Origin of the sequence: uncultured Massilia sp., assembly GCF_913773735.1 — a bacterium.
GTDB lineage: Bacteria > Pseudomonadota > Gammaproteobacteria > Burkholderiales > Burkholderiaceae_D > Telluria.
Genome location: NZ_CAJYEB010000001.1, coordinates 66916 through 90436 on the forward strand (window position 1 = coordinate 66916; position 23521 = coordinate 90436).

Consider the following 23521-nt stretch of genomic DNA (forward strand, 5'->3'; position numbering starts at 1 on the left):
ACGGGTAACCCGTCCACCCTACCGCGTGAAAGGACGGTCGCTCATGTCATCACGTAGGGTGGACGGGTCCCCCGTCCACGCGGCGCATGAATGGCCGCCCACCACGTCACTGCGCCGCCTTCCACAACATATAGGCCGCCAGCGCATACAGGATGCACGCGAAGATCCGCCGCAGCCGCTGCACCGGCAACCGGTGCGCCATGCGCGCGCCCAGCGGCGCCAGCGCCATGCTGGCGACGACCACCATCAGCAGGGCCGGCACCCACACGAAGCCGAGCGCGCCGGCCGGCAGGCCCGCCTCGTTCCAGCCGTAGCAGACGTTCGCCACGGTGCCCGACAGCGCGATCGGAAAGCCCAGCGCCGCGCTGGTCGCCACCGCGTTGTGGATGCGGATGCCGCGCCAGGTCATGAACGGGATCGACACGAAGCCGCCGCCGGCGCCGACCAGGCCCGACAGCACGCCCACCAGGCCGCCCGCCAGCAGCATGCCGCCGGTGCCGGGCAGCGGCCGGCTGCCTTCGGGACGGCGGTTCAGCAGCATCTGCGTCGCCGAGAAGGCGACGAACACGCCGAAGAACAGGGCCAGCGCCTGCGTGTCCATCTGCTTGCCGATCCACGGCCCGATCCAGGAGCCGACCACGATGCCCGGCGCCAGCAGGCGCGCCACGCGCCACAGCACGGCGCCGTGGCGATGGTGCGCGCGCATCGAGGAGAGCGACGTGAACAGGATGGTGGCCAGCGAGGTGGCGATCGCCATGTGCACGACCAGGTGCGGCGCGAAGCCGCGCGCCGTGAAGATCATCGTCATGAAGGGCACCAGCACCATGCCTCCGCCGATGCCGAGCAGGCCGGCGGAAAAGCCGCCGAAGCAGCCCATCGCCAGCAGCGCCAGCACCGTGCCGGGATCGAGGCCGCCCGGGAACACGCTCACGCCGCGCCGCTGTCCGCGGGCAGGCCGGCCAGCCGCAGGATGCAGCGCCACTGGTCCGGCGTCACCGGCGAGATCGACAGGCGGCTGCCCTTCTGCAGCAGCACCATGTCCTCCAGCTCGGGAACGGTGCGCAGCTCCGTCAGCGGCAGGTAGCGGCCGGCGGCGACGGCCTGCACGTCGATCGAGGTCCAGCGCGGCGTCTCGGGCGTGGCCTTGGGGTCGAAGTACTTGCCGGCGGCGTCGAACTGGGAGGCGTCCGGATACGGGCCGCTGGCGATGCGCGCGATGCCGGCCACGCCGGGGACGGCGCAGCTGGAGTGGTAGAACAGGACGCCGTCGCCCTCGCGCATCTGGTCGCGCATGAAGTTGCGCGCCTGGTAGTTGCGCACGCCGAACCACGCCGTGGTCCTGTGCGGCGCGGCCAGCACGTCGTCGAAACTCACTTCGTCCGGTTCGGACTTCATCAACCAGTAGCGCATCTTCCGCCCGCCTGCATAATGGGTACGCCCCGTATCGAGCGCGCATGAAAAAGCGGTTGCGCACCTTCGTGCCGCAACCGCTCGTGAATGTAGCCCCGCCTGTGCCGTTTTTGCCGGCATCCCGAACCAAAAGGCTCAAGGTGGTCGTAGTCAGCTCGATTTCGGGTTCGTCAAACTAGTGACGATCGCGCCCACCAGGCATGTTCCACAACCTATGCGAAAGAATGGTTCAAGGAATATATGACAAATCTCGAACACCGCAGGGTAGGCGCCAGTTTACTACGCCGGACCGTCCTGTCAAACCATTTTCTGTTGAATCAGGTTTCCTGCGGCGCCAGCGCGGCGTCCAGGACCGTGTGCATCGCTTCCAGTTTCTGCTTGACTTCCAGGATCGACATGTCGGACAGCGGCCCCTGCGGCGATTTCACCGACAGGAATTCCGCGGCCACCGACAGCGCGGCCATGACGGCGATGCGGTCGGTGCCCTTGACCTTGCCGGAATCGCGCAGCGCGCACATCTTGCCGTCGAGATAGGTAACGGCCTGGCGCAGCGTCTGCTCCTCGCCCTCGCGGCAGGCCAGCCGGTACGGCAGGCCCATGATGGTAACGTCCAGGTGGATCATCGCGTGGCCTCGGCATCGTCGGGTTGGACCGGCTCGGCCGGGGGCGCCGGGGGCTCGAGCTGTTCCAGCAGCGCTTCGACGCGCTGTTGGGCGGCGAGCAGCCGGTTCTTGAAGTCGACGTTCTCGGCGCTGAGCAGGGCGTTCGCCTGGCGCAGCAGGTAGTTCTCGCTGCGCAGCGACTGGGTCAGCGCGGCGAGCTTGTCGATTTTGTCGGAAAGTTCTTGGAATTCGGAAATCATCCATAACTATAGGACCGAGTCGAATTTTTCGTCAACCGAATCCCAAGCGCGCGCCATCGACCGGGCCGATCGTGCGCGCCGTTCCGGCCGGGGGTGTTAGGCTCTCGTGGTTCAGCCGGCGCCGTGCCGAAGCGGCGCGATGCCGTCGAGATATCACGACTTTTCCCTCACTTTTTACGGCAAGCCAGGGCGGGCGATTGCGGATCCACAAAAAAGTCCGTTAAAACGCGAACGCTGTGGCTTGAAATGACAATTTATCGTCCCTATAATTAGCACTCGTTAGTAGAGAGTGCTAACAGCCCTCTGCACCGCGCCGATCGGATCGGCCGGTACGTACAGCCAAGTCAAACCAACACAAAGGAGTTTTGCATGAACCTTCGCCCCTTGCACGATCGCGTGATCGTGAAGCGTCTCGACCAGGAAACCAAGACTGCATCCGGCCTGATCATCCCCGATGCGGCGGCCGAGAAACCGGACCAAGGTGAAGTGCTGGCCGTCGGCAATGGCAAAGTACAGGAAAACGGCAACGTGCGCCCGCTGGAAGTGAAGGTCGGCGACCGCGTCCTGTTCGGCAAGTACTCGGGCCAGGCCGTCAAGGTCAATGGCGAGGAACTGCTGGTGATGCGCGAAGAAGACATCATGGCCGTCGTGGCCCAGTAATCCCGTCCAGAACGAATCATTCCTGTAAATCGGAGAACAACAAATGGCAGCTAAAGATGTAGTGTTCGGCGACGTAGCACGCGCCAAGATGGTCGAGGGTGTCAACATCCTGGCCAACGCAGTCAAGGTCACCCTGGGCCCGAAAGGCCGTAACGTCGTGCTGGAGCGCTCGTTCGGCGCCCCGACCGTCACCAAGGACGGTGTGTCGGTCGCGAAAGAAATCGAACTGAAAGACAAGCTCATGAACATGGGCGCGCAGATGGTCAAGGAAGTCGCGTCGAAGACCAGCGACAACGCCGGCGACGGCACCACCACCGCGACCGTGCTGGCGCAAGCCATCGTCCGCGAAGGCATGAAGTTCGTTGCCGCCGGCATGAACCCGATGGACCTGAAGCGCGGCATCGACAAGGCCGTCGCCGCCACCGTCGAAGAACTGAAGAAGATCGCCAAGCCGACCACCACCTCGAAAGAGATCGCCCAAGTCGGCACCATCTCGGCCAACTCGGATTCGTCCGTGGGCGAGCGCATCGCCGAAGCGATGGAAAAAGTGGGCAAGGAAGGCGTCATCACCGTCGAAGACGGCAAGTCGCTGCAGGACGAGCTGGACATCGTCGAAGGCATGCAGTTCGACCGCGGCTACCTGTCGCCGTACTTCATCAACAACCCGGACAAGCAGGTCGCCGTTCACGAGAACCCGTTCATCCTGCTGTGCGACAAGAAGATCTCGAACATCCGTGACCTGCTGCCGGTGCTGGAGCAAGTCGCCAAGGCCGGCCGTCCGCTGGTCATCATCGCCGAAGACATCGAAGGCGAAGCGCTGGCGACCCTGGTCGTCAACAACATCCGCGGCATCCTGAAGACCGTCGCCGTCAAGGCCCCGGGCTTCGGCGACCGTCGCAAGGCCATGCTGGAAGACATCGCCATCCTGACCGGCGGCCAGGTCATCGCCGAAGAAGTCGGCCTGACCCTGGAAAAAGTCACCCTGGCGGAACTGGGCCAGGCCAAGCGCATCGAAGTGGGCAAGGAAAACACCATCATCATCGACGGCGCTGGCCAGGCCGACGGCATCGAAGCGCGCGTCAAGCAGATCCGCGTCCAGATCGAGGAAGCGACCTCGGACTACGACCGCGAAAAACTGCAGGAACGCGTGGCCAAGCTGGCCGGCGGCGTTGCCGTGATCCGCGTCGGCGCAGCGACCGAAGTCGAGATGAAAGAGAAGAAGGCACGTGTCGAAGACGCGCTGCACGCGACCCGCGCTGCCGTCGAAGAAGGCATCGTCCCGGGCGGCGGCGTGGCCCTGCTGCGCGCACGCGCTGCCCTGAACGTCAAGGGCGACAACCCGGACCAGGACGCCGGCATCAAGATCGTCCTGCGCGCCATGGAAGAGCCGCTGCGCATGATCGTCCAGAACGCCGGCGACGAGCCGTCGGTCGTGGTCGCATCCGTGCTGGCCGGCACCGGCAACCACGGCTACAACGCCGCCAACGGCACCTATGGCGACATGGTCGAAATGGGCGTGCTGGACCCGGCCAAGGTCACCCGCTCGGCACTGCAGAACGCCGCGTCGATCGCCGGCCTGATGCTGACCACCGACTGCATGGTCTCCGAGATCGTCGAAGACAAGCCGGCTGCCGGCGGCATGGGCGGCATGGGTGGCATGGGCGGCATGGGCATGGACGGCATGATGTAATTGCCGGATGTGATGCACCGCCTGCTCCTTGCGGGCGGCGCCGCTCCATACGAAGCCCGCGGGGTCGCTCCCCGCGGGCTTTTTTCATGTCGCACCGGACACCGCCAAGCAAGCGTCGTATTGACGCGACAGGTCCATTTCCAACGGCAGCGACTGGATTATAATTTCCATGTGGCACTAAATTTGGTGCCTGCCGCGCCCCATCCCCGCGCCCCGTAGTCGCTCCTCTTGCTTTCCCAACCCATCATCGCTGTCGCGCGGCGCGCGTCCGCACGCCCGTACCGATCGAGACTGGAATATCGCCATGAACCTGAACAACCTGAAAGTCGGCACCAAGCTCGCCATCGGCTATGCCATCGTCCTCGTCCTGCTGGCGGCCATCGTCGCGACCGGCCTGTTGAAGATGCGCGAGATCAAGCAGCACCTGTCGCTGATCACCGATACCAACAACGTGCAGATCATGCTGGTCGGTACGATGCGCGACAGCGTCAGCGACCGGATGATTGCACTGCGCAATATCGCCATCCTTTCCGACAAGGGGAAGATGGCGCGCGAGGCCGAGCACCTGCGCGCGCTCGAACAATCCTACGCCCAGGCCAAAGGCAAGCTGGGCAAGACCTTCGAGGCCCCCGATACGACGTCCGAGGAGCGCGCCCTGTTCGCCAGGCTGCAGCAGCAGGAGGAAGCCGCCCTGCCGGTGATGCGCGAGGCGGAAGAGCTGGGCCTCGCCAACCGGTTCGAGGAGACCAACGACCTGCTCATGAACAAGGCGGCGCCACTGCAAGTGGCATGGCTGGAGACGATGAGCGAACTGGCGCGCTGGGAAGTGAAGTTCAACGACGATGCCGCGCGCGAGGCCAAGGACACCTACGATTCGGCGGTGCGCTTCATGCTGGTGCTGGGCGCGCTGGCGATCGTCGCCGGCATCGCCAGCGCCACGATCGTCACGCGCACGCTGCTGCGCCAGCTGGGCGGCGAGCCCGGCCATGCAGCGCAGGTGGCGGCGCGCATCGCCGAAGGCGACCTGACCGTCGACGTGCCGGTCAAGTCCGGCGACCGCGGCAGCATGATGCTGGCGATGCGCGCGATGCGCGACAACCTGGCGAACATCGTCTCCGAGGTGCGCACGAGCACCGAAACCATCGCGACCGCGGCCGCCCAGGTCTCGGCCGGCAACCTCGACCTGTCCAGCCGCACCGAGCAGCAGGCCGGCTCGCTCGAGGAAACCGCGTCGTCGCTGGAAGAGCTGACCTCGACGGTGCGCCAGAACGCCGAGAACGCGCAGCAGGCGAGCGTCACGGCGCAGTCGGCCTCCGAGGCAGCGGTCAAGGGCGGCCAAGTGGTCGGCCAGGTGGTCGACACCATGGCGGCCATCGACGCGTCGGCGCGGCGCATCGTCGACATCATCGCCGTCATCGACGGCATCGCCTTCCAGACCAACATCCTGGCCCTGAACGCCGCCGTCGAGGCGGCGCGCGCGGGCGAGCAGGGCCGCGGCTTCGCCGTCGTCGCGGGCGAGGTGCGCAGCCTGGCGCACCGGGCCGGCGCCGCAGCCAAGGAAATCAAGGCGCTCATCGACGATTCGGCCCAGAAGGTCGGCATCGGCTCGAACCTGGTGAGCCATGCCGGCGCCACCATGGACGAGATCGTCGGCCGGGTGCGCGGCGTCACCGACATCATGGCCGAGATCTCCGCGGCCAGCCGCGAGCAGAGCAGCGGCATCGAGCAGGTCAACCAGGCCGTCACGCAGATGGACGAAGTGACCCAGCAGAACGCCGCCCTGGTCGAGCAGGCCAGCGCGGCATCGCAGGCCATGCAGGAGCAGGCGGCCCGGCTGGCCGAACTCGTCGGCACGTTCCGCCTGGCCGGGACGGCCGCCGCCGCACCGACGCGCGTGGCCGGCCGCGCCGTTCCGGCGCCGGCGCAGCGCCAGTCGCTGCCGCCGGCCGCCGCCCGCCAAGCGCGTCCGGCGCCCCGCAAGGAAACGGCCGCCGCCACGGCGTGGGAAGCGTTCTGAGCGGGCGCCGAGGCCACTCGCGCGGCGCGCCACCGCGGCGGGCATTGCCCTTGCGGCCAGCCGTGGTTTACCATGACAGGATGTCATCCCATCTCGCCGGGCCGCAGCGGCCATCCTTCTTCCCTGCCCCACGCTGGCAGGTGTCCATCCTCGCGCTGGCGCTGGCCTGCGGCCTCGGCGCCTGCAAGCGCGCCGAGCCGCCCGCGCCGGCGCCGGCCGCGCAGCCCGCCCCGGCGCCCGCCGTCCCCGAGCGCACGCGCGACCAGGCGATGGCGCAAGTGCTGGCCCTGCCCGAAGTCAAGGCCTGGTCCGAGCAGATCGAACAGAAGTCGAAGGGCAAGGTCCACGGCGCCGTCATCGAGGACGATCCCACGCCGCGCGTCATCGACGGCAAATCCTATTACCAGCTCAGCTTCGTGGAAAACCGCCGGCAGGACGTGCACCGCCGCGCCAGCTTCCTGGTCGCCAGGCAGGGCGACGACATCCTCGTCGAGAGCCTGGAGGACGACAGCGTGCAATCGCTGGGCGAATGGCGGCGCAATATCCAGCGCGTCGAACTGAAGGGAAATTGAGGAAAGGAACTGAACAAACGAACCGAGCAGGAGAATTGTCTGTTTGCGGTGAAATTGATGCACCGCAAATCTTTTTCCGGACCTTTTCGATATTGTTGAGTCCGCTGCTGACCGCGCGGCGCCCAGTCCCGAATCCGCCGTGTGCGGCGAGGGCCGCAAGCGCCACTCCTCCCCCCGGTCGGCGGCCTCCCCTCCTCCTCCCCTCCCGACGCTGCCGCGCTGCTCTCAGGCGCGCGCCTTCCACTCCGACAGGTAGTGCTGCGGCGTGCGGCCCAGCAGGCGGCGGAACATGCTGGTGAAGGCGCTCGGGCTGGCATAGCCCAGCGCGCGCGCGATGGCGCCGACGCTTTCCCCGCGCGCCAGCATCTCGAAGGCGTGCGCCAGGTGCACCTGCTGCACCCACTGGCGGTAGTGCAGGCCGGTCTCCTTCGGAAACAGGCGGATCAGCGTGCGGGCGCTGGCGCCGGCGTCGACGGCGCGGTCTTCCAGCGTGCGCGCTCTGCCGGGATGGTCCATGATGTCGGTGCACAAGGCCTGCAGGCGGCGGTCGCGCGGCCAGGGCACGGCCATCGGCACCGTCTCCATCGCCCCCAGTTCCAGCAGGATCAGGCGCGCCAGGGATTCGCCGCGCCCGCCCGGCGGGTAGGCGACGGGCTCCGTCGACAGCGCCAGGATCAGTTCGCGCAGCAGCGGGCTGACCTCGACCACCTGGCAGCCCGCCACCGGCGCGCCGGCCGCGCCCGCGGCCTCGGTCTCGATGTACAGCGTGCGCTGGTTGACGCGGCTGAGCATCGTCAGCTCGTGCACGACGCCCGGCGCGATCAGCAGGGCGCGCCGCGGCGGGATGATCCACACGCCGAACGCCGTGCGCACCCGCATCACGCCCTCGCTGGCGTACAGCAGCTGCACCCAGGGGTGGCTGTGGGCGGCGACCAGTTCGCCGTGCGCCGCCGCCGACGGCACGGCGGTGACGCTGCGCGGCAGCGCCTCGAACTTCGGCAGGTAGCGCGGGGACGATGTGAGTGTCACTTTGGCGACGGAAGATGGAATATATGTTCGAATCGTCCATATTACACTGTCTCGACGTTCACGAGGATTACCGCAATGTCGACTACACCCACTCCTTCCGCCAGCGCCCGCGCCGGCGCCCCGGCGCCCGCCGCCACGTCCGCCACGTCCGGCACCGCCCTGCAGATCCTGTTCTCGGTCGCCTTCGTGCACCTGCTGAACGACTGCGTGCAGGCCGTGCTGCCGTCGATCTACCCGCTGCTCAAGCAGGAGTTCGCGCTCACGTTCACCCAGGTCGGCCTGATCACCCTGACGTTCCAGTGCACCGCCTCGCTGCTGCAGCCGTGGATCGGCCTGTACACCGACAAGCACCCGATCCCGTTCCTGCTGCCGGTCGGCATGTGCGTGACGCTGCTCGGGGTCGGCCTGCTGTCGGTGGCCGGCAGCTTCCCGATGCTGCTGGTGGCGGCCGGGATGATCGGCGTCGGCTCCTCGACGTTCCACCCGGAAGCCTCGCGCGTGGCACGCCTGGCCTCGGGCGGACGGTTCGGCTTCGCCCAGTCGCTGTTCCAGGTCGGCGGCAACCTCGGCTCGGCCTTCGGCCCGCTGCTGGCCGCCGCCATCATCGTCGGCCGCGGCCAAGGCAGGATCGCCTGGTTCACGCTGTTCGTGCTGGTGGCCGTGATCGTGCTGGTGGGCGTGAGCCGCTGGTACGGCAGCCACCTGAAGAGCGCCGTCAGGAAGAGCGCCGTCCACGCCGGGCCGGGCCTGCCGCGCGGCCGCGTGATCCAGGCGCTGACGGTGCTGGCGCTGCTGGTATTCTCCAAGTACGTCTACATGGCCAGCCTGCAGAGCTACTACACCTTCTACCTGATCGAGAAGTTCCACGTCCCGGTGGGCACCGCGCAGATGTATCTGTTCCTGTTCCTCGCCTCGGTGGCGGCCGGCACCTTCGCGGGCGGCCCGATCGGCGACCGCATCGGCCGCAAGCGCGTGATCTGGGTCTCGATCCTGGGCGCGGCGCCGTTCACGCTGGCCCTGCCCTATGCGAGCCTGTTCTGGACCGGCGTGCTGACGGTCGTCATCGGCCTGGTGATGTCGTCGGCGTTCTCGGCGATCGTCGTGTTCGCGCAGGAGCTGGTGCCGGGCAAGGTCGGCATGATCGCGGGGGTCTTCTTCGGCCTGATGTTCGGCGTGAGCGGCATCGGCGCCGCGGCCATGGGCCATATGGCCGACGTGGCGGGCATCGAATCGGTGTACCGGATGGCGTCGTACCTGCCGCTGCTGGGCATGCTGGCGGCGCTGTTGCCGAAGATGGAAAAGTAAAACCCGTCGTCCCGGCGCAGGCCGGGACGACGGCGTATCAGCTGTCGAGGTGGGAGATCAACGCGCGCCTGCCGTCCGGTTCCCCGTCCGCGCCGGCCACGGCCTGCGTGCGCGCATGGTGCACGTCCACCGACACCCCCACCGCCATGATGTCGATGAGCAGCAGTTGCAGGATCCGCGAGATCATCGCCAGGAACGTGGTGCTGTCCTCGGCGTGGTCCACGGCCAGGCAGATGTCGGCCTTGCGCGCCAGCGGCGACTGGCTGTTGCTGATGGCGATGACGTCGGCGCCGCGCGCGCGCGCCGCGTCCACCGCCGCCAGCAGGTCCGGCAGGCGGCCCGAGTTCGAGATCGCGATCACCACGTCGCCCGGCCCCAGCAGGTCGGCCGCCAGCTTGAACAGGTGCGAGTCGCCGTACAGCGCGGTCGGGATGCGGAAGCGGAAGAACTTGTGCTGGCCGTCCAGCGCCACCACGCGCGAATTGCCCATCGCGTAGAACTCCACGCGCCTGGCCCGGCTCACCAGTTCGATCGCGCGGTCGATGGCGCGCACGTCGAGCTGGTCGCGGAACTGCAGGATCGCGGAGATCGTGTTGTCGATCACCTTGGCCGACAGGTCGTGGGTGCTGTCGTTGGTGCGCACCTGGCTGTGGCGCACCGGGATCGAGCCGGTCAGGCTGCTGGCGAACTTCAGCTTGAAGTCGGCCAGGCCCAGGAAGCCAAGCGAACGGCAGAAGCGGATCACCGTCGGCTGGCTGACGTCGGCCAGCCTGGCGATGCCGGCGATCGGCTCGTTCAGCACGAGGCGCGGCTGTTCCAGCACCAGCGTGGCGACGCGCTGCTCGGCCGGCGTCAGCTCGCCCTTCAGGCCCTGGATGCGGTCCATCAGCGTGTTGCCGCCGCTACGGCCGCGCAGGTGCTCCGACAGGATGTTGGCCACGCCGTCGAAGGCCACGTGCGGCGTCGAGATCACGTAGGTCGGGATGTCGGCCAGGTAGCCCGAGAAGCGGCCCTTGGCCTCGAAGCGCGCGCGGAACGGCGAGCCGGCGAACCACTCGCCCATGCGCGGCACGATGCCGCCGCCGATGAAGATGCCGCCGAAGGCGCCCAGCGTCACCGCCAGGTTGGCGGCGGCGCCGCCCAGCATGCCGCAGAAGCACTCCAGCACCTCCAGGCACAGCGCATCCTTGTCGTCGAGCGCGCCGGCGATGATCTGCGCCGAGGTGCGCGCCGGCGCCTGCACGCCGTTGCGCTCGGCCAGCGCGCGGTGGATGATTTCCATGCCGGGACCGGAGATCAGGCGCTCGTTCGACACGTGCTGCCACTCGCGCCAGGCGGCCCGCAGGATCGCGAACTCGCGCTCGTCGCTGGGGGCGAAATTCACGTGGCCACCCTCGCTGCCGAGCGTGATGAACCCGTCCACGGTCGGGATGCCGCCCGAGACGCCCAGGCCGGTGCCCGGTCCCAGCACGCCCAGCACGGCGCCCGGCACCGGCTTGCCCGCGCCGACCTGCATCAGGTCGGACGGCTTCAGGCCGGGAATCGCCATCGCCAGCGCCGTGAAGTCGTTCACGATCAGCAGCGTGTCGAAGCCCAGTTCGCGGCGCACGGCGTCGGTGGAGAATTCCCACGGCCGGTTGGTCATGCGCACGGTGTCGCCGTCGACCGGATTGGCCAGCGCCAGCGCGCCGTGGCGCGGACGCACATCGGCATGCTCGGACAGGTAGAAGCGCAGCAGGTCGACGATGCCGGCAAAGTCGTCGCACACCAGGACCTTCACCGAGCGGTAGGTGCCCGGCGCCGTCTGCAGCGCGAAGCGCGCGTGCGTGGCGCCGATGTCGGCCAGCAGGCGCGGGCCGTCGGCGAACGCGGTGCGGGTATTGTCCGGCTGCTCCTGCATGCTCACGCCTTCGTGCCGAACCAGCCGCCGTACGGCGGCAGCGTGACCGTGGTGCCGGCCACCTCGCCCGCCAGGCCGTGCCCGGCCAGCGCCTGGGCGCCGGCGGCATCGGGCCAGTCGAAGGTGACCGGCTGGTTGGTCACGTTGAACACGGCCAGCACGGTCGGATGGCCGGCCACGTCGCGGCGCAGCGCCAGCGCCGGCTCGGGCACGTCGAAGAAGGCGATCTCGCCGCGCGTGAGCTGCGGCAGCGTGCGGCGCCAGTGGATGATGGTGCGCGCGAAGTTCAGCGGCGAATGCGGGTCCTTGTCCTGCGCCTCGGCGTTCAGGCCCAGGTGCTCGCCTGGTACCGGCAGCCACGGCGTGCCGGTGGTGAAGCCCGCGTTCGGGGCCTCGGCCGTCCACGGCATCGGCGTGCGGCAGCCGTCGCGGCCCTTGAATTCGGGCCAGAAGGTGATGCCGTACGGGTCCTGCAGCAGCTCATAGGGCACGTCCGCTTCCGGCAGGCCCAGTTCGTCGCCCTGGTACAGGCAGGGCGTGCCCTTGAGCGACAGCTGCATGGCCAGCACCAGCTTGGCCAGCGCCGCGCCGGCCTGCGGCGTCCAGGGGCCGTCGGACCAGCGCGTCGCCACGCGGATCGCATCGTGGTTGCCCACCGACCAGGAGCCCCAGCCGTCGGTCACGCGCTCGTTGAATTCCTCGACCTGGCGGCGGATGTGGGCGCTGGAGAATTCCGGGGTCAGGAGGTTGAAGCTGTAGGCCATGTGCAGCTTGTCGCCGCCCGCGGTGTATTCGGCCATCTGGGCCAGGGCGTCGTCCGAGCTGACCTCGCCGATCGACACGGCGCCGTATTCGTCCAGCAGCGCGCGCACCTTCTGCAGGAAGGCGATGTTCTCCGGCTGGGTCTTGTCGTGGATGTGCGCCTGCATGCCGTACGGGTTCACGTCCGTGACGGTCGAGGTGTCGCGCACCAGCGCCGGCGGGTTGCTGCGCAGCTGGCGGTCGTGGAAGTGGAACACGCAGGCGTCCATGCGCACGCCGTCGACGCCGCGCTCGAGCCAGAAGCGCAGCGAATCCAGGTGGGCCTGCTGCACGTCCGGGTTGTGGAAGTTCAGTTGCGGCTGGCTGACCAGGAAGTTGTGCATGTAGTACTGCTTGCGGCGCGTGTCCCACTGCCAGGCCGAGCCGCCGAACACGGACAGCCAGTTGTTCGGCGGGTTGCCGTCCGGGAGCGGGTCGGACCACACGTACCAGTCGGCCTTCGGATTGTCGACGCTGGAACGGCTCTCGACGAACCAGGGGTGGGCGTCGGCCGTGTGCGACATCACCTGGTCGATCATGATCTTCAGGCCCAGGCTGTGCGCCTTCGCGACCAGTTTGTCGAAATCGTCCAGGTTGCCGAACAGCGGATCGACGTCGCAGTAGTCCGAGATGTCGTAGCCGAAGTCCTTCATCGGCGACTTGAAGAACGGGGACAGCCAGACGATGTCCACGCCCAGGCTGGCGATGTAGTCGAGCTTGGCGGTGATGCCCGCCAGGTCGCCCACGCCGTCGCCGTCGGTGTCGAGATAGCTGCGCGGATAAACCTGGAAGATGATCGCTTCCTTCCACCACGGGTTCTGGTCGTTCTGGGCGTTCTGCGTAGAGCTCATGAGCAATGTCCTTGATAATTTTTACGCAATATACAGGATGACGGTCGCGCTGACAATCGCGTGAAAATGGCCGAATAAAATCAAATATCCATAAAAATCAGTGACTTGAGATATCGAGCGTTGCATGGAAACGATGCCACCGGTAGTCAAACTACAGATGCCTGGCGTCGAAACACACATTCATTAAACAAGTTCCTGTTGCCAAGTCGGCGCCGCTTGCATAGCATCGCGGGATAACACGCAACCCGTCGTTCCCATGTGGGGTGGACGACGGTCGATGGAGACCCGATGACCCAGAACCCGCCCCCGGCCAAGGCCGCCGCCAGCGGCCGCATGCCGCGCCAGATCCCCTACATCATCGCCAACGAAGGCTGCGAACGCTTCAGCTTCTACGGCATGCGCAACATCCTGACGCCGTTCCTGATCTCGACGCTGCTGCTGTTCCTGCCTGAGTCCGAGCGCACGGGCGAGGCCAAGCACGTGTTCCACACCTTCGTCATCGGCGTCTACTTCTTCCCCCTGCTGGGCGGCTGGCTGGCCGACCGCTTCTTTGGCAAGTACCGCACGGTGCTCTGGCTCAGCCTCGTCTACTGCGCCGGCCATGCCTGCCTGGCGGTCTTCGAGGACAACGTCAAGGGCTTCTACCTCGGCCTGTTCCTGATCGCGCTGGGGTCGGGCGGCATCAAGCCGCTGGTGTCGTCCTTCGTCGGCGACCAGTTCGACCACACCAACAAGGACAAGGCCAAGCTGGTGTTCGACGCCTTCTACTGGATCATCAACTTCGGCTCCTTCTTCGCCTCGCTCCTGATGCCGATCTTCCTGCGCGACTACGGCCCCGCGGTCGCCTTCGGCATCCCCGGCATCCTGATGTTCGTGGCCACGCTGGTGTTCTGGAGCGGCCGCGACAAGTACGTGCACGTGCCGCCGGCCCCCGCCGATCCGCACTCCTTCACGCGCGTGGCGCGCACCGCGCTGCTGGCCCGGACGGCCGCCGCCGGGGCCGGCGCCGGCCGTCCTGGCCTGGCCGTGGCGGGCGTGGGCGCCGCCGGCGCCGTGGCCGCGCTGGCGATGTCGTTCTCCTGGGGCTTCGTGATCGCCGCCTGCACGGCGCTGGTGCTGCTGCTGGCCTTCGGCGGCATCGGCGTGGCCATGCAACTCGAACGCGCGCGCGGCGTCCATCCCGACGAGGCGGTGGACGGCGTGCGCGGGGTGCTGCGCATCCTGATCGTGTTCGCGCTGGTGACGCCGTTCTGGTCGCTGTTCGACCAGAAGGCCTCGACCTGGATCGTGCAGGCGAATGCCATGCTGCGCCCGACGCTGTCGCTGTTCGGCACCGAGTTCCGCTTCGAGCCGGCGCAGATGCAGGCCCTCAATCCGCTGCTGGTGATGCTGCTCATCCCGGTCAACAACCTGTTCGTGTTCCCGGCCCTGCGCAAGCTGGGCTGGGAGCCGACCGCGCTGCGCCGCATGGCGGCGGGCATCGTCCTGTCCAGCCTGTCCTGGGTCGCGATCGGCACCATCCAGGTGGTGATGGACGGCGGCGCCGCGGTCTCGATGGCCTGGCAGATCCTGCCGTACGCCCTGCTGACCATGGGCGAGGTACTGGTCTCGGCCACCGGCCTGGAATTCGCGTACAGCCAGGCGCCGCGCTCGATGAAGGGCGTGATCATGGCGTTCTGGTCGCTGGCCGTGACGGTGGGCAGCCTGTGGGTCCTGATCGTCAACGCCAGCGTCAAGAACGACGCGGTCCTCGGCCACATCGAGAACACCGGCCTGGGCGTGATGGCCTTCCAGATGTATTTCTTCGCCGCCTTCGCCTTCCTGGCCGCGCTGGCCTTCGGCTGGTACGCGACGCGCTACCGCATGACCGACAATTATCGCGACGAAGCCGCCGCCTGATCCCATTTTCCCCAGCGCCGGCACCCCGCCGGCCCGCACCGACTGCATCCATGAACCGAACCCTTTCCACCGCCGGCGGCCTGCTGGCCCTCCTCGCCTGCGCCGGCGCCCACGCCGCCGTGTCTCCCGAATCCTGCGACAGCAAGGACTTCCAGATCGTCCAGAACCCGTCCCATGCCGCGTTCGAGGCGCGCGCCGTCTGGCTCGACGCCCGCCTCGTCAAGTGGCCCGGCGCCGGCGCCGGCGGCGCCTTCAAGCTGTACTACTCGCCGACCGGCGCCGTCGCCGCACCCGAGGGCGGCAAGGTGAGCGGCGCCGCCGGCGCCATCGTGCTGGAAGCGTTCCAGGGCGCCGTGCCGGCCGCCGCGGCCGAACGCTTCAAGTACGTCGGCGCCGGCCCCGTGCTGCGCGTGAGCGAGGGCGACAGCATGGCCCTGTCCGACCTGCACCGCCAGCAGCTGGTGCTGGTACAGGAAGACGCCGACGGCAGCGTGCGCGCCGCCACCCGCATCCAGGCGGCCGGCGCGCTCGACGCGCTGTACGCCGCCGCCGGCAAGCTGGACAGGCTGGGCGTGACGATCGACGGCGATCGCACCGCGTTCGCCCTGTGGGCGCCCACCGCGCGCCAGGCCGCCGTGTGCGTCTACAACGGCGCCACCGGCAGCGTGCGCGCGGCCTACCAGATGACGTTCGACCGCGCCACCGGCGCCTGGAACGTGACGCTGCCAGGCGACCTGACCGGCAAGTACTACAAGTACGCCGTCGACGTGCCGGTCGACGGCGCCGGCATCGTGCGCAACCTGGTCACCGACCCGTATTCGGTCAGCCTCACCACGGATTCGAAGCGCAGCTACATCGCGCGCCTGGATTCCCCGCGCCTCAAGCCCGCCGGCTGGGATGCGGCGCCGGCGCCGCAGACCGTGCGCAACCAGACCGACATGGTGGTCTACGAGCTGCACGTACGCGACTTCTCGCGCGACGACGAGACCGTCCCGCCAGAACACCGCGGCAAGTACCTGGCCTTCACCGACACCCGCTCGGACGGCATGAAGCACCTGGCGGCGCTGGCAAAGAATGGCCTGACCGACGTCCACCTGCTGCCCGTGTACGACCTGGGCAGCGTGCCGGAAGCCGGCTGCGCGGTGCCGAAGCCGGCAGGTAGCCCGGACGGCGAGAGCCAGCAGGCGCAGGTCAGGCGCACGGCGGCGAAGGACTGCTTCAACTGGGGCTACGATCCCTACCACTACAACGCGCCGGAAGGCAGCTACGCCACCGACCCGGCCGACGGCGCGCGCCGCGTCGTCGAGTTCCGCCAGATGGTCGACGGCCTGCACCGCATCGGCCTGCGCGTGGGCATGGACGTCGTCTACAACCACACCTTCACCGCCGGCCAGAAGGAAAAGTCGGTGCTGGACCGCATCGTGCCCGGCTATTACCACCGCCTGGACGCCGCCGGCCGCGTCGAGCAGTCCACCTGCTGCGACAACACGGCCACCGAGAACCTCATGATGGGCAAGCTGATGGTCGATTCCGCCGTGCTGTGGGCCACCCAGTACAAGATCGACTCGTTCCGCTTCGACCTGATGGGCCACCAGCCGCGCGCCGTGATGGAGCAGCTGCAGCAGCGCGTGAACGCGGCCGCCGGCCGCAAGGTGCAGCTGATCGGCGAAGGCTGGAACTTCGGCGAGGTCGCGGACGGCAAGCGCTTCGTGCAGGCCTCCCAGCTGTCGCTCAACGGCAGCGGCATCGGCACCTTCAACGACCGCACCCGCGACGCCGTGCGCGGCGGCTCGGCCGGCGATGCCGGCGCCGCGATGATCGAGCGCCAGGGCTGGATCAACGGCCTCGCCTACGATCCGAACGCCATGGCCGGCAAGGCCGATCCCGCCGCGCTGTCGCGGGCGGCCGACCTGGTGCGCGCCGGCCTGGCCGGTTCGCTGCGCGCCTACCGGCTGCAGACGGCCGACGGCCGCACCGTGCCGCTCGAGCAGGTCGACTACAACGGCCAGCCGGCCGGCTACGTGGCCGAGCCGGGCGAGGTGGTCAACTACGTCGAGAACCACGACAACCAGACGCTGTTCGACATGAACGTATTCAAGCTGCCGCTGTCGACCTCGACCCGCGACCGCGCCCGCGTGCAGGTGCTGGGCATGGCCGTCGACGCGTTCAGCCAGGGCGTGGCCTACTACCACGCCGGCATCGACGTGCTGCGCTCGAAGTCGCTGGACCGCAACAGCTTCGACTCGGGCGACTGGTTCAACCGCATCGACTGGACCTACCGCGACAACCACTTCGCCACCGGCCTGCCGCCGGAAGCGGACAACGGCAAGGACTGGGCGCTCATCAAGCCGCTGCTCGGCAACCCGGCCATCAAGCCGCAGCCGGCCGACATCGCGTTCGCGCGCGACGCCTTCCGCGACCTGCTGGCCGTGCGCGCCAGCTCGACGTTATTCCGCCTGCCCAGCGCCGCCGAGGTCCAGCGCCGCCTGCGCTTCTTCAACACCGGCCCGGACCAGGTGCCGACCGTCGTCGCGGCCCACCTGGACGGCGCCGGCTATCCCGGCGCGAATTTCAAGGGCCTCTCGTACTTCATCAACGTCGACAAGGTCGGCCACGCGGTCACCGACCCGCAGGCCGCCGGCAGGCGCATGACGCTGCACCCGGTGTTCCGCGCCGACGGCGTGGCCGACAAGCGCGCGACGCAGGCGACGTTCGACGGCGCCACCGGGACCTACGAGATTCCGCCGCGTACGGCCGTGGTATTCGTGGAAGACTAGGCGCCCGGGCCGAATCCGTGCCTGGCGCCGACAGGCCGGTGCGCACGGGGTGCGCACCCTACGCCGGCATGCCGGGGCGGTGGTTGCGTGATCACCGCCCTGGCTTAGGGCGGATCGACGTCCAGCACGTGCCTGCGTGCGATCTCGGGCAGCATGTCCAGCGCCAGTTCGCGCCCCAGCATGTCGTGCGCCCCCGCGATCACGCCGCGCAGCACGTCCAGGTCGAAGGCCGCCAGCGCCGCCTGCGCGGACGGCGCGTAGCTGAGGTGCCAGGGTTCGGGATACATGCCGCCGCGGTGGTGGCGGTAGGGACGGAAGAAGCCGAAGCGCCCGATGTGGACGTCGAGCCAGGCGTGCAGGCGTTCGAACACGCCGCCGGGCTGCACTTCCTGGGGCAGCAGCCGCACCTTCTGGCCCGGCGCCAGCGCGGCGCGGTCGAACACGTCGATGTCGGTGCCCCAGTGGCGCCGCGTGGCGCCCGGGAAGCCCGACCAGCCGAGGATGCCCCACACGACCTCCTCGTCCGTCATGCCGGCGCGCGCGCGCGGCTGGCCGTGGATGTCGTACAGCGTGGCCTCCCCGGAAAACTTGCGGTTCCAGATGCGCAGCTGGGCCTCGAACGGGCGCCAGGACGCCGTCGGCAGCAGGTCGATGCCGTCGTCCAGCGCGGCCGCGCGCAGCGCCAGGAAGGCTTGCGCGACCTCGGGACGGGCGGCGAAGCGCGGCCGCGCGTACTGCACCACGTGCGTGCGCGCCCGGCCCGTCCACTCGTACGCATCGAAGGCCGCGTCCATGCCCGCCGCGCTAGCTGTCGAGGTGCGAGATCAGCAGCCGGCGCCGCTCGCTGTCGCCCTCGCTCGCCCCTTCGCCCTGCGGTCCCAGCGAGATGCCGACCGCCATGATGTCGATGAGGAGCAGTTGCAGGATGCGCGAGATCATCGACAGGAACGTGGTGCTGTCCTCGCTGTGGTCGACCGACAGGCAGACGCTGGCCTTGCGCGCCAGCGGCGACTTGCTGCTGGTGATGGCGATGACGTCGGCGCCGGCCGCGCGCGCCGTGTCGACGGCGTCGAGCAGCTCGGACAGCTGGCCGGTGGTGGAGATCGCGATGACGACGTCGCCCGGTCCCAGCAGCTCGGCCGCCAGCGCGAACAGGTGCGCGTCGCCGTAGGACGAGGTCGGGATGCGGAAGCGGAAGAACTTGTGCTGGCCGTCGATGGCGACCACGCGCGAATTGCCCATCGCGTAGAACTCGACGCGCTTGGCGCGGCGCAGCAGCTCGATGGCGCGGTCGATCGAGTTCACGTCGAGCTGGTCGCGGAACTTCAGGATCGCCGACACCGTGTTGTCGATCACCTTGGCCGACAGGTCGTGCGTGCTGTCGGTCATGCGCACCTGGCTGTGGCGCACGGGGATGGTGCCGGTCAGGCTGCCGGCGAACTTCAGCTTGAAGTCGGCCAGGCCCGAAAAGCCCAGCGAGCGGCAGAAGCGGATCACGGTCGGCTGGCTGACGTCAGCCAGCTTGGCGATCTCGGCGATCGGTTCGGACAGCACCTTGCGCGGGTGCTCGATGACGAGGGTGGCGACGCGCTGCTCGGCCGGCGACAGTTCCGGCTGCAGGTGCTGCACGCGCTCCATCAGCGTATTGGCGCCGCCGCGGTTGCGCAGGTGCTCGGACAGGATGCTCGAGACGCCGCGCAGCGCCGGATTGGGCGTCATGATGACGTAGGTCGGGATCTGCGCCAGGTAGCTGGAAAAACGCCCCTTGGCCTCGAAGCGCGCGCGAAACGGCGACGTGGCGAACCACTGCGCGATGCGCGGCACGATGCCGCCGCCGATGAAGATGCCGCCGAAGGCGCCCAGCGTCACGGCCAGGTTGGCGGCCGCGCCGCCCAGCATGCCGCAAAAGCACTCCAGCACTTCCAGGCACAGCGGGTCCCGGTCGTCGAGCGCGCAGCTGACGATGCCGGCGGCGTCGCGCACGGGCGCCGCGACGCCGTTTCGCAGCGCCAGCGCGCGGTAGACGATTTCCATGCCGGGGCCGGACAGCAGGCGCTCGTTCGACACGTGCTGCCATTCGCGCCAGGCGTACTGCAGGATCGCGAACTCGCGCTCGTCGGCGGGCGCGAAGTTGACGTGGCCGCCCTCGCTGCCGAGGGTGACGAAGCCGTCCACCGTCGGGATCACGCCGGAGACGCCCAGGCCGGTGCCCGGCCCCAGCACGCCGGCCACCGCGTTCGGCGCCGGCTTGCCGCCGCCGACCTGCAGCAGGTCCTCGGCGCGAAAGCCCGGCAGCGCCATCGCCAGCGCCGTGAAGTCGTTCACGATCAGGAGGGTGTTCAGGCCGAGCGTGCGGCGCACTTCCTCGGTGGAGAACTGCCAGTCGCGGTTGGTCATGCGAATCAGGTCGCCGCTGATCGGGTTGGCGAGCGCGAAGGCGCCGTGGCTGATGCGCACGCCGTCGGTCTGCGCCAGGTAGGCTTCGAGCAGCGGGACGATGCCCGGGTAGTCGTCGCACAGCAGCACGGCGACGTTGCGCAGCGCGCCGGGGGCGGTCTCGAGGGCGAAGCGGGCGTGGGTCGCGCCGATGTCGGCCAGCAGGCGCGGTCCGTCGGCGTAGGCCGGACGGGCGTACCGGGAATCGGTGTCGGGTTCGAGCGTCATGTGGTGCGCCTCTCGAAGAGGGTCTCCTTTTATAGTGCTGCTAGGATACCATCGATCGAAACGCCCCAAAAAGGAAAGTCGGCGCCAGCGCTGCCGCGCAATCAGATACGTCGTCCCCGCGCAGGCGGGGACGACGGCTTACTGCCGCCTCATTTCGCCGCCAGCCCCTTCAGCAGGGCCGCGTGGAAGCGCTGCGGATCCTGCATCTGCGGCGCATGCCCCATGTCGTCGAACTCGACCAGCGTCGCCTTCGGGATGGCGCGCGCCGCGCGCTTGCCCAGTTCCGCGTAGTTGCCCAGCTTCGGCCGCAGTTCGGCCGGCGCCGCGTCCTTGCCGATCGCCGTCGTGTCCTTCGTCCCGACCAGCAGCAGCACCGGCATCGTCAGCAGGGGGAATTCGTACACCACGGGCTGCGTGTAGATCATGTCGTACAGCAGCGCCGAATTCCAGGCCACGATGCGCTTGCCGGGGCCGCGGTTCATCCCGGCCAGCATCTGCACCCAGGGCTCGTACTCGGGCTTCCACTGGTTCACGTAATAGGTGGATGTCTCGTAGTTGCGGATCTTGTCGGCGCTCTGCTGCAGCTCGCGCTCGAACCACTTGTCCACGCCCAGCGAGGGCACGCCCAGCGCCTTCCAGTCTTCCAGGCCGATCGGGTTGGCCAGCACCAGCTGCTCGGTCTGCTGCGGGTACAGCAGGCCGTAGCGCACGGCCAGCATGCCGCCGGTGGAGTGGCCCATGACGGTGGCGGTCTTCACGCCGATCGATTCCAGCAGGGCGTGCGTGTTGGCGGCCAGTTGCTGGAAGCTGTACTGGTAGTGCTCCGGCTTGCTCGACTTGCAGAAGCCCACCTGGTCCGGCGCCACCACGCGGTAGCCGGCCTGCGCCAGCGCGTCGATGCTGCCCTTCCAGGTCGCGGCGCAGAAGTTCTTGCCGTGCAGGAGGACGACGGTGCGGCCGTTCGGCTTCGCCGGCCTGACGTCGATATAGGCCATGTGCAGCTGCGCGCCCTGCGACGCGAAGCGGTACTGCTGCACCGGATAGGGGTAGTCGAAGCCCTCGAGCTCGGGACCGTAGGACGGTTCGGCCGCGCCGGTGGCGCGGGCGGCGCCCAGGGCGGACAGGAGCAGGATGGCGGAGAGTCGGCGTGCGGACATGGGGCTTCCTCGATGGTGGCGATGCACCGAGTCTAGCCCAGGTCCGCGCCGCGCGCGTCCGCCTGCCCGTGGCGTGCGCGGTGGCGCGCGCCCCTGGTGCGCATCCGGCCCGGCCGGACCCTCAGTCCTGCGCGATCAGCGCCACCGTCGCGCGGCCGTCGAACTGCACCTTGCCGTCCTTGACCACGGCCGTCTTGCCGGTGTACCAGTCGCGCACGGTCTGGCCGTCGTTGAACACGCCGGCCACGGAGATCGGCACGGCGCGGTCCATCGGCAGGTCGAGCGCGACGACCACGCGGTCACGCACGCCGTCCTTCTCGTAGGTGCGCTTGAAGGTGTAGGGGCTGGACGCGATCATCTGGTGCACGCCGGCGCCGACGGCGGGATGCGCATGGCGGAAGCGCCCCAGGCGCGCCCAGTGGTCGCGCACGTCGCCGGCACCGTACAGGCCCACGCGCGCGTTCGATGCCAGCGCGTCCCAGTTCATGAAGGAGCGCAGGTTGGCGTCGCCCTCGGCGCCGTCGACCTTCAGCACGCGCGCGGTCTCGTCGCCGTAGTAGACCTGCGCGGCGCCCGGCGCCAGCAGCAGCTTGTTGGCCGATTCCAGCGGCTGCCGGCGCAGTGGATCGAACGGGTTGCCGTCGTCGTGCGAGTCGACGTAGTTGAGGATCGACACGCCCTGCAGCGGCCCGTGCAGCGCCTGCGAATAGCGGGAAAACACCTGCTCGTAGCCCTGCCTGGCGTCGCCCGGCAGCGTGAAGTTGATCAGGTTGTCGAAGCCGTTGGCGAAGAAGTCGACCTTGGTGCCGTCATCGTAGGTGAAGGTGCGGCCGGCCTTCGGGTCGTAGCCGTAGACTTCCGCGGTCATGAAGAACGGCAGGTTGCCGATCTTCGCCACGTCACGCTTGCCGGCGTCGCTGCGCTTCCAGTCCTCGTAGGCCTGGCCCGCGACCTGGCGCAATTCCTTCCACACGCCCGCCTCGGTGTGCTTGACGGTATCGGCGCGGAAGCCGTCGAAGCCGTACTTGCGCACCCAGTCGGCATGCCACTTCATCAGGTAGTAGCGCGGCGCGCGCGGGTAGCCGGTGCGCTTGAAGAAGTCGTCCAGTTCCGCCGTCTCGCGCTCGTAGCGCTTTTCGGCCTTCCACTTCGCGACCAGGAACGGCGGCAGCGCGACGGGCGCGTCGCTGTCGGTGCGGATGTCCGGCAGGTTCTTCACCAGCGTGCACGCCACCGTGCCCTTGACGGTCTTGAAGTCGCAGGCCGGTTCGGTGCGTACCCAGTCGGCCGGCCACACGGTATCCTGGGGCGTGACCGGGCCGGTGTGGTTCATCACCACGTCGAGCAGCACGCGGATGCCGTGCGCGTGCGCCGTCTCGACCAGCTCGCGCACGTCCTTCTCGCTGCCCAGGTTGGCGTCCACCGCCGTGAAGTCGCGCGCCCAGTAGCCGTGGAAGCCGTAGGACTTGCCGGTGCCCTCGTCGGTCGAGCCGTGGATCTGCTCGACCGGCGGGGTGATCCAGATCGCGTCCACGCCCAGGTCGGTGAAATAGCCGTCCTTGATCTTGGCCGTGACGCCGGCCAGGTCGCCGCCCATGAAGCCGCGCGCCGGCGCGGCGTCGCCCTTGCGGCCATAGGCGAGATCGTTGGCCGGATTGCCGTTGTTGAAGCGGTCCGTCAGCAGGAAGTAGACGGTCGCGTTCTCCCAGGTGAACGGCCTGGCGGGCGCCGGGGCCGGGGCCGGGGCCGCGGCTGCGGCCGTGGCGGCGCCGAAGGCGAGCAGCAGGGAGGCGGCAAGGGCGGAAATCTTCATTCGGGGTCCTGTGGTGGAAGGTTAAGGAATATGCCGTCGCCCCGGCGCAGGCCGGGGTCCAGGTGTGCGCGCCGGTCCGAAAAATTGGTCCCCGGCCAGCGCCGGGGCGACGGG

Annotated in this window: 18 protein-coding genes and 1 other RNA gene; 7 read left to right on the forward strand and 12 right to left on the reverse strand. The window is 68.5% G+C overall.

Annotated elements, in window-relative coordinates:
- Positions 1–106: 106 nt before the first annotated feature.
- From QZ749_RS00290 to QZ749_RS00310, 5 genes are all read right to left on the reverse strand, one after another.
- Positions 107–877 carry a sulfite exporter TauE/SafE family protein gene (locus tag QZ749_RS00290; RefSeq protein ID WP_296942104.1) on the reverse strand — a complete coding sequence of 257 codons (771 nt, stop codon included), beginning with the start codon at positions 875–877 and terminating at the stop codon, positions 107–109.
- 50 nt (positions 878–927) lie between these two features.
- A complete protein-coding gene (locus tag QZ749_RS00295; protein ID WP_296942069.1) occupies positions 928–1410 on the reverse strand; it encodes an EVE domain-containing protein in 483 nt (160 codons plus the stop codon).
- Positions 1411–1498: 88 nt separating this feature from the next.
- A non-coding RNA gene (ssrS, locus tag QZ749_RS00300) (6S RNA) lies at positions 1499–1679 on the reverse strand.
- A gap of 48 nt (positions 1680–1727) precedes the next feature.
- Positions 1728–2033, reverse strand: a complete 306-nt coding sequence (locus QZ749_RS00305) for a cell division protein ZapA (protein WP_296942071.1) — start codon at positions 2031–2033, stop codon at positions 1728–1730.
- Complete coding sequence (locus QZ749_RS00310) at positions 2030–2272, reverse strand: hypothetical protein (RefSeq protein WP_296942073.1); 243 nt, start codon at positions 2270–2272, stop codon at positions 2030–2032. Before QZ749_RS00310 ends, QZ749_RS00305 begins: the two co-directional genes overlap by 4 nt.
- A 369-nt stretch (positions 2273–2641) precedes the next feature.
- On the opposite strand from QZ749_RS00310, the gene groES reads away from it, so the two are divergent.
- From groES to QZ749_RS00330, 4 genes are all read left to right on the forward strand, one after another.
- Positions 2642–2932 (forward strand): co-chaperone GroES, encoded by a 291-nt coding sequence (groES, locus tag QZ749_RS00315; RefSeq protein ID WP_056130611.1) that lies wholly within the window; start codon positions 2642–2644, stop codon positions 2930–2932.
- Positions 2933–2975: 43 nt separating this feature from the next.
- The gene (gene groL, locus QZ749_RS00320; protein WP_296942077.1) at positions 2976–4622 is read left to right on the forward strand and encodes a chaperonin GroEL; all 1647 of its coding nucleotides are present in this window, start codon (positions 2976–2978) and stop codon (positions 4620–4622) included.
- 304 nt (positions 4623–4926) lie between these two features.
- The gene (locus QZ749_RS00325; RefSeq protein ID WP_296942079.1) at positions 4927–6639 is read left to right on the forward strand and encodes a methyl-accepting chemotaxis protein; all 1713 of its coding nucleotides are present in this window, start codon (positions 4927–4929) and stop codon (positions 6637–6639) included.
- Positions 6640–6719: 80 nt separating this feature from the next.
- Entirely contained in the window at positions 6720–7211 is a 492-nt protein-coding gene (locus QZ749_RS00330; RefSeq protein ID WP_296942081.1) for a hypothetical protein, read from the forward strand.
- A gap of 225 nt (positions 7212–7436) precedes the next feature.
- Here QZ749_RS00330 and QZ749_RS00335 read toward each other — a convergent pair whose 3' ends face one another.
- A complete protein-coding gene (locus tag QZ749_RS00335) occupies positions 7437–8240 on the reverse strand; it encodes a helix-turn-helix transcriptional regulator (protein ID WP_296942083.1) in 804 nt (267 codons plus the stop codon).
- Between the two features lie 75 nt (positions 8241–8315).
- Here QZ749_RS00335 and QZ749_RS00340 point away from each other — a divergent pair, with 75 nt between their 5' ends.
- Positions 8316–9545 carry an MFS transporter gene (locus QZ749_RS00340; protein ID WP_373896759.1) on the forward strand — a complete coding sequence of 410 codons (1230 nt, stop codon included), beginning with the start codon at positions 8316–8318 and terminating at the stop codon, positions 9543–9545.
- 37 nt (positions 9546–9582) lie between these two features.
- On the opposite strand, the gene glk is transcribed toward QZ749_RS00340, so the two are convergent.
- Together glk and QZ749_RS00350 are read right to left on the reverse strand one after the other, a co-directional pair.
- Entirely contained in the window at positions 9583–11445 is a 1863-nt protein-coding gene (gene glk, locus QZ749_RS00345; RefSeq protein WP_296942085.1) for a glucokinase, read from the reverse strand.
- 2 nt (positions 11446–11447) lie between these two features.
- Entirely contained in the window at positions 11448–13097 is a 1650-nt protein-coding gene (locus tag QZ749_RS00350; protein ID WP_296942087.1) for an alpha-amylase family glycosyl hydrolase, read from the reverse strand.
- A gap of 333 nt (positions 13098–13430) precedes the next feature.
- Here QZ749_RS00350 and QZ749_RS00355 point away from each other — a divergent pair, with 333 nt between their 5' ends.
- Together QZ749_RS00355 and QZ749_RS00360 are read left to right on the forward strand one after the other, a co-directional pair.
- Positions 13431–14996: an oligopeptide:H+ symporter gene (locus tag QZ749_RS00355; RefSeq protein WP_296942108.1), complete on the forward strand. Its 1566-nt coding sequence runs from the start codon at positions 13431–13433 to the stop codon at positions 14994–14996.
- A gap of 50 nt (positions 14997–15046) precedes the next feature.
- Positions 15047–17773, forward strand: coding sequence for an alpha-1,6-glucosidase domain-containing protein (locus QZ749_RS00360; protein ID WP_296942089.1), 2727 nt, complete (start codon positions 15047–15049; stop codon positions 17771–17773).
- Positions 17774–17877: 104 nt separating this feature from the next.
- Here the strand turns inward: QZ749_RS00360 and QZ749_RS00365 are convergent, their stop codons facing one another.
- The 4 genes from QZ749_RS00365 to QZ749_RS00380 all read right to left on the reverse strand — a co-directional run bounded on the left by QZ749_RS00365 (position 17878) and on the right by QZ749_RS00380 (position 23407).
- Positions 17878–18567 (reverse strand): M15 family metallopeptidase, encoded by a 690-nt coding sequence (locus QZ749_RS00365; protein ID WP_296942091.1) that lies wholly within the window; start codon positions 18565–18567, stop codon positions 17878–17880.
- Between the two features lie 10 nt (positions 18568–18577).
- Positions 18578–20437, reverse strand: a complete 1860-nt coding sequence (locus QZ749_RS00370) for a glucokinase (RefSeq protein ID WP_296942093.1) — start codon at positions 20435–20437, stop codon at positions 18578–18580.
- A 149-nt stretch (positions 20438–20586) separates the two neighbouring features.
- Complete coding sequence (locus QZ749_RS00375) at positions 20587–21621, reverse strand: alpha/beta fold hydrolase (RefSeq protein WP_373896760.1); 1035 nt, start codon at positions 21619–21621, stop codon at positions 20587–20589.
- A gap of 94 nt (positions 21622–21715) precedes the next feature.
- A complete protein-coding gene (locus QZ749_RS00380) occupies positions 21716–23407 on the reverse strand; it encodes an alpha-amylase family glycosyl hydrolase (protein ID WP_296942097.1) in 1692 nt (563 codons plus the stop codon).
- Between the last annotated feature and the right edge of the window lie 114 nt (positions 23408–23521).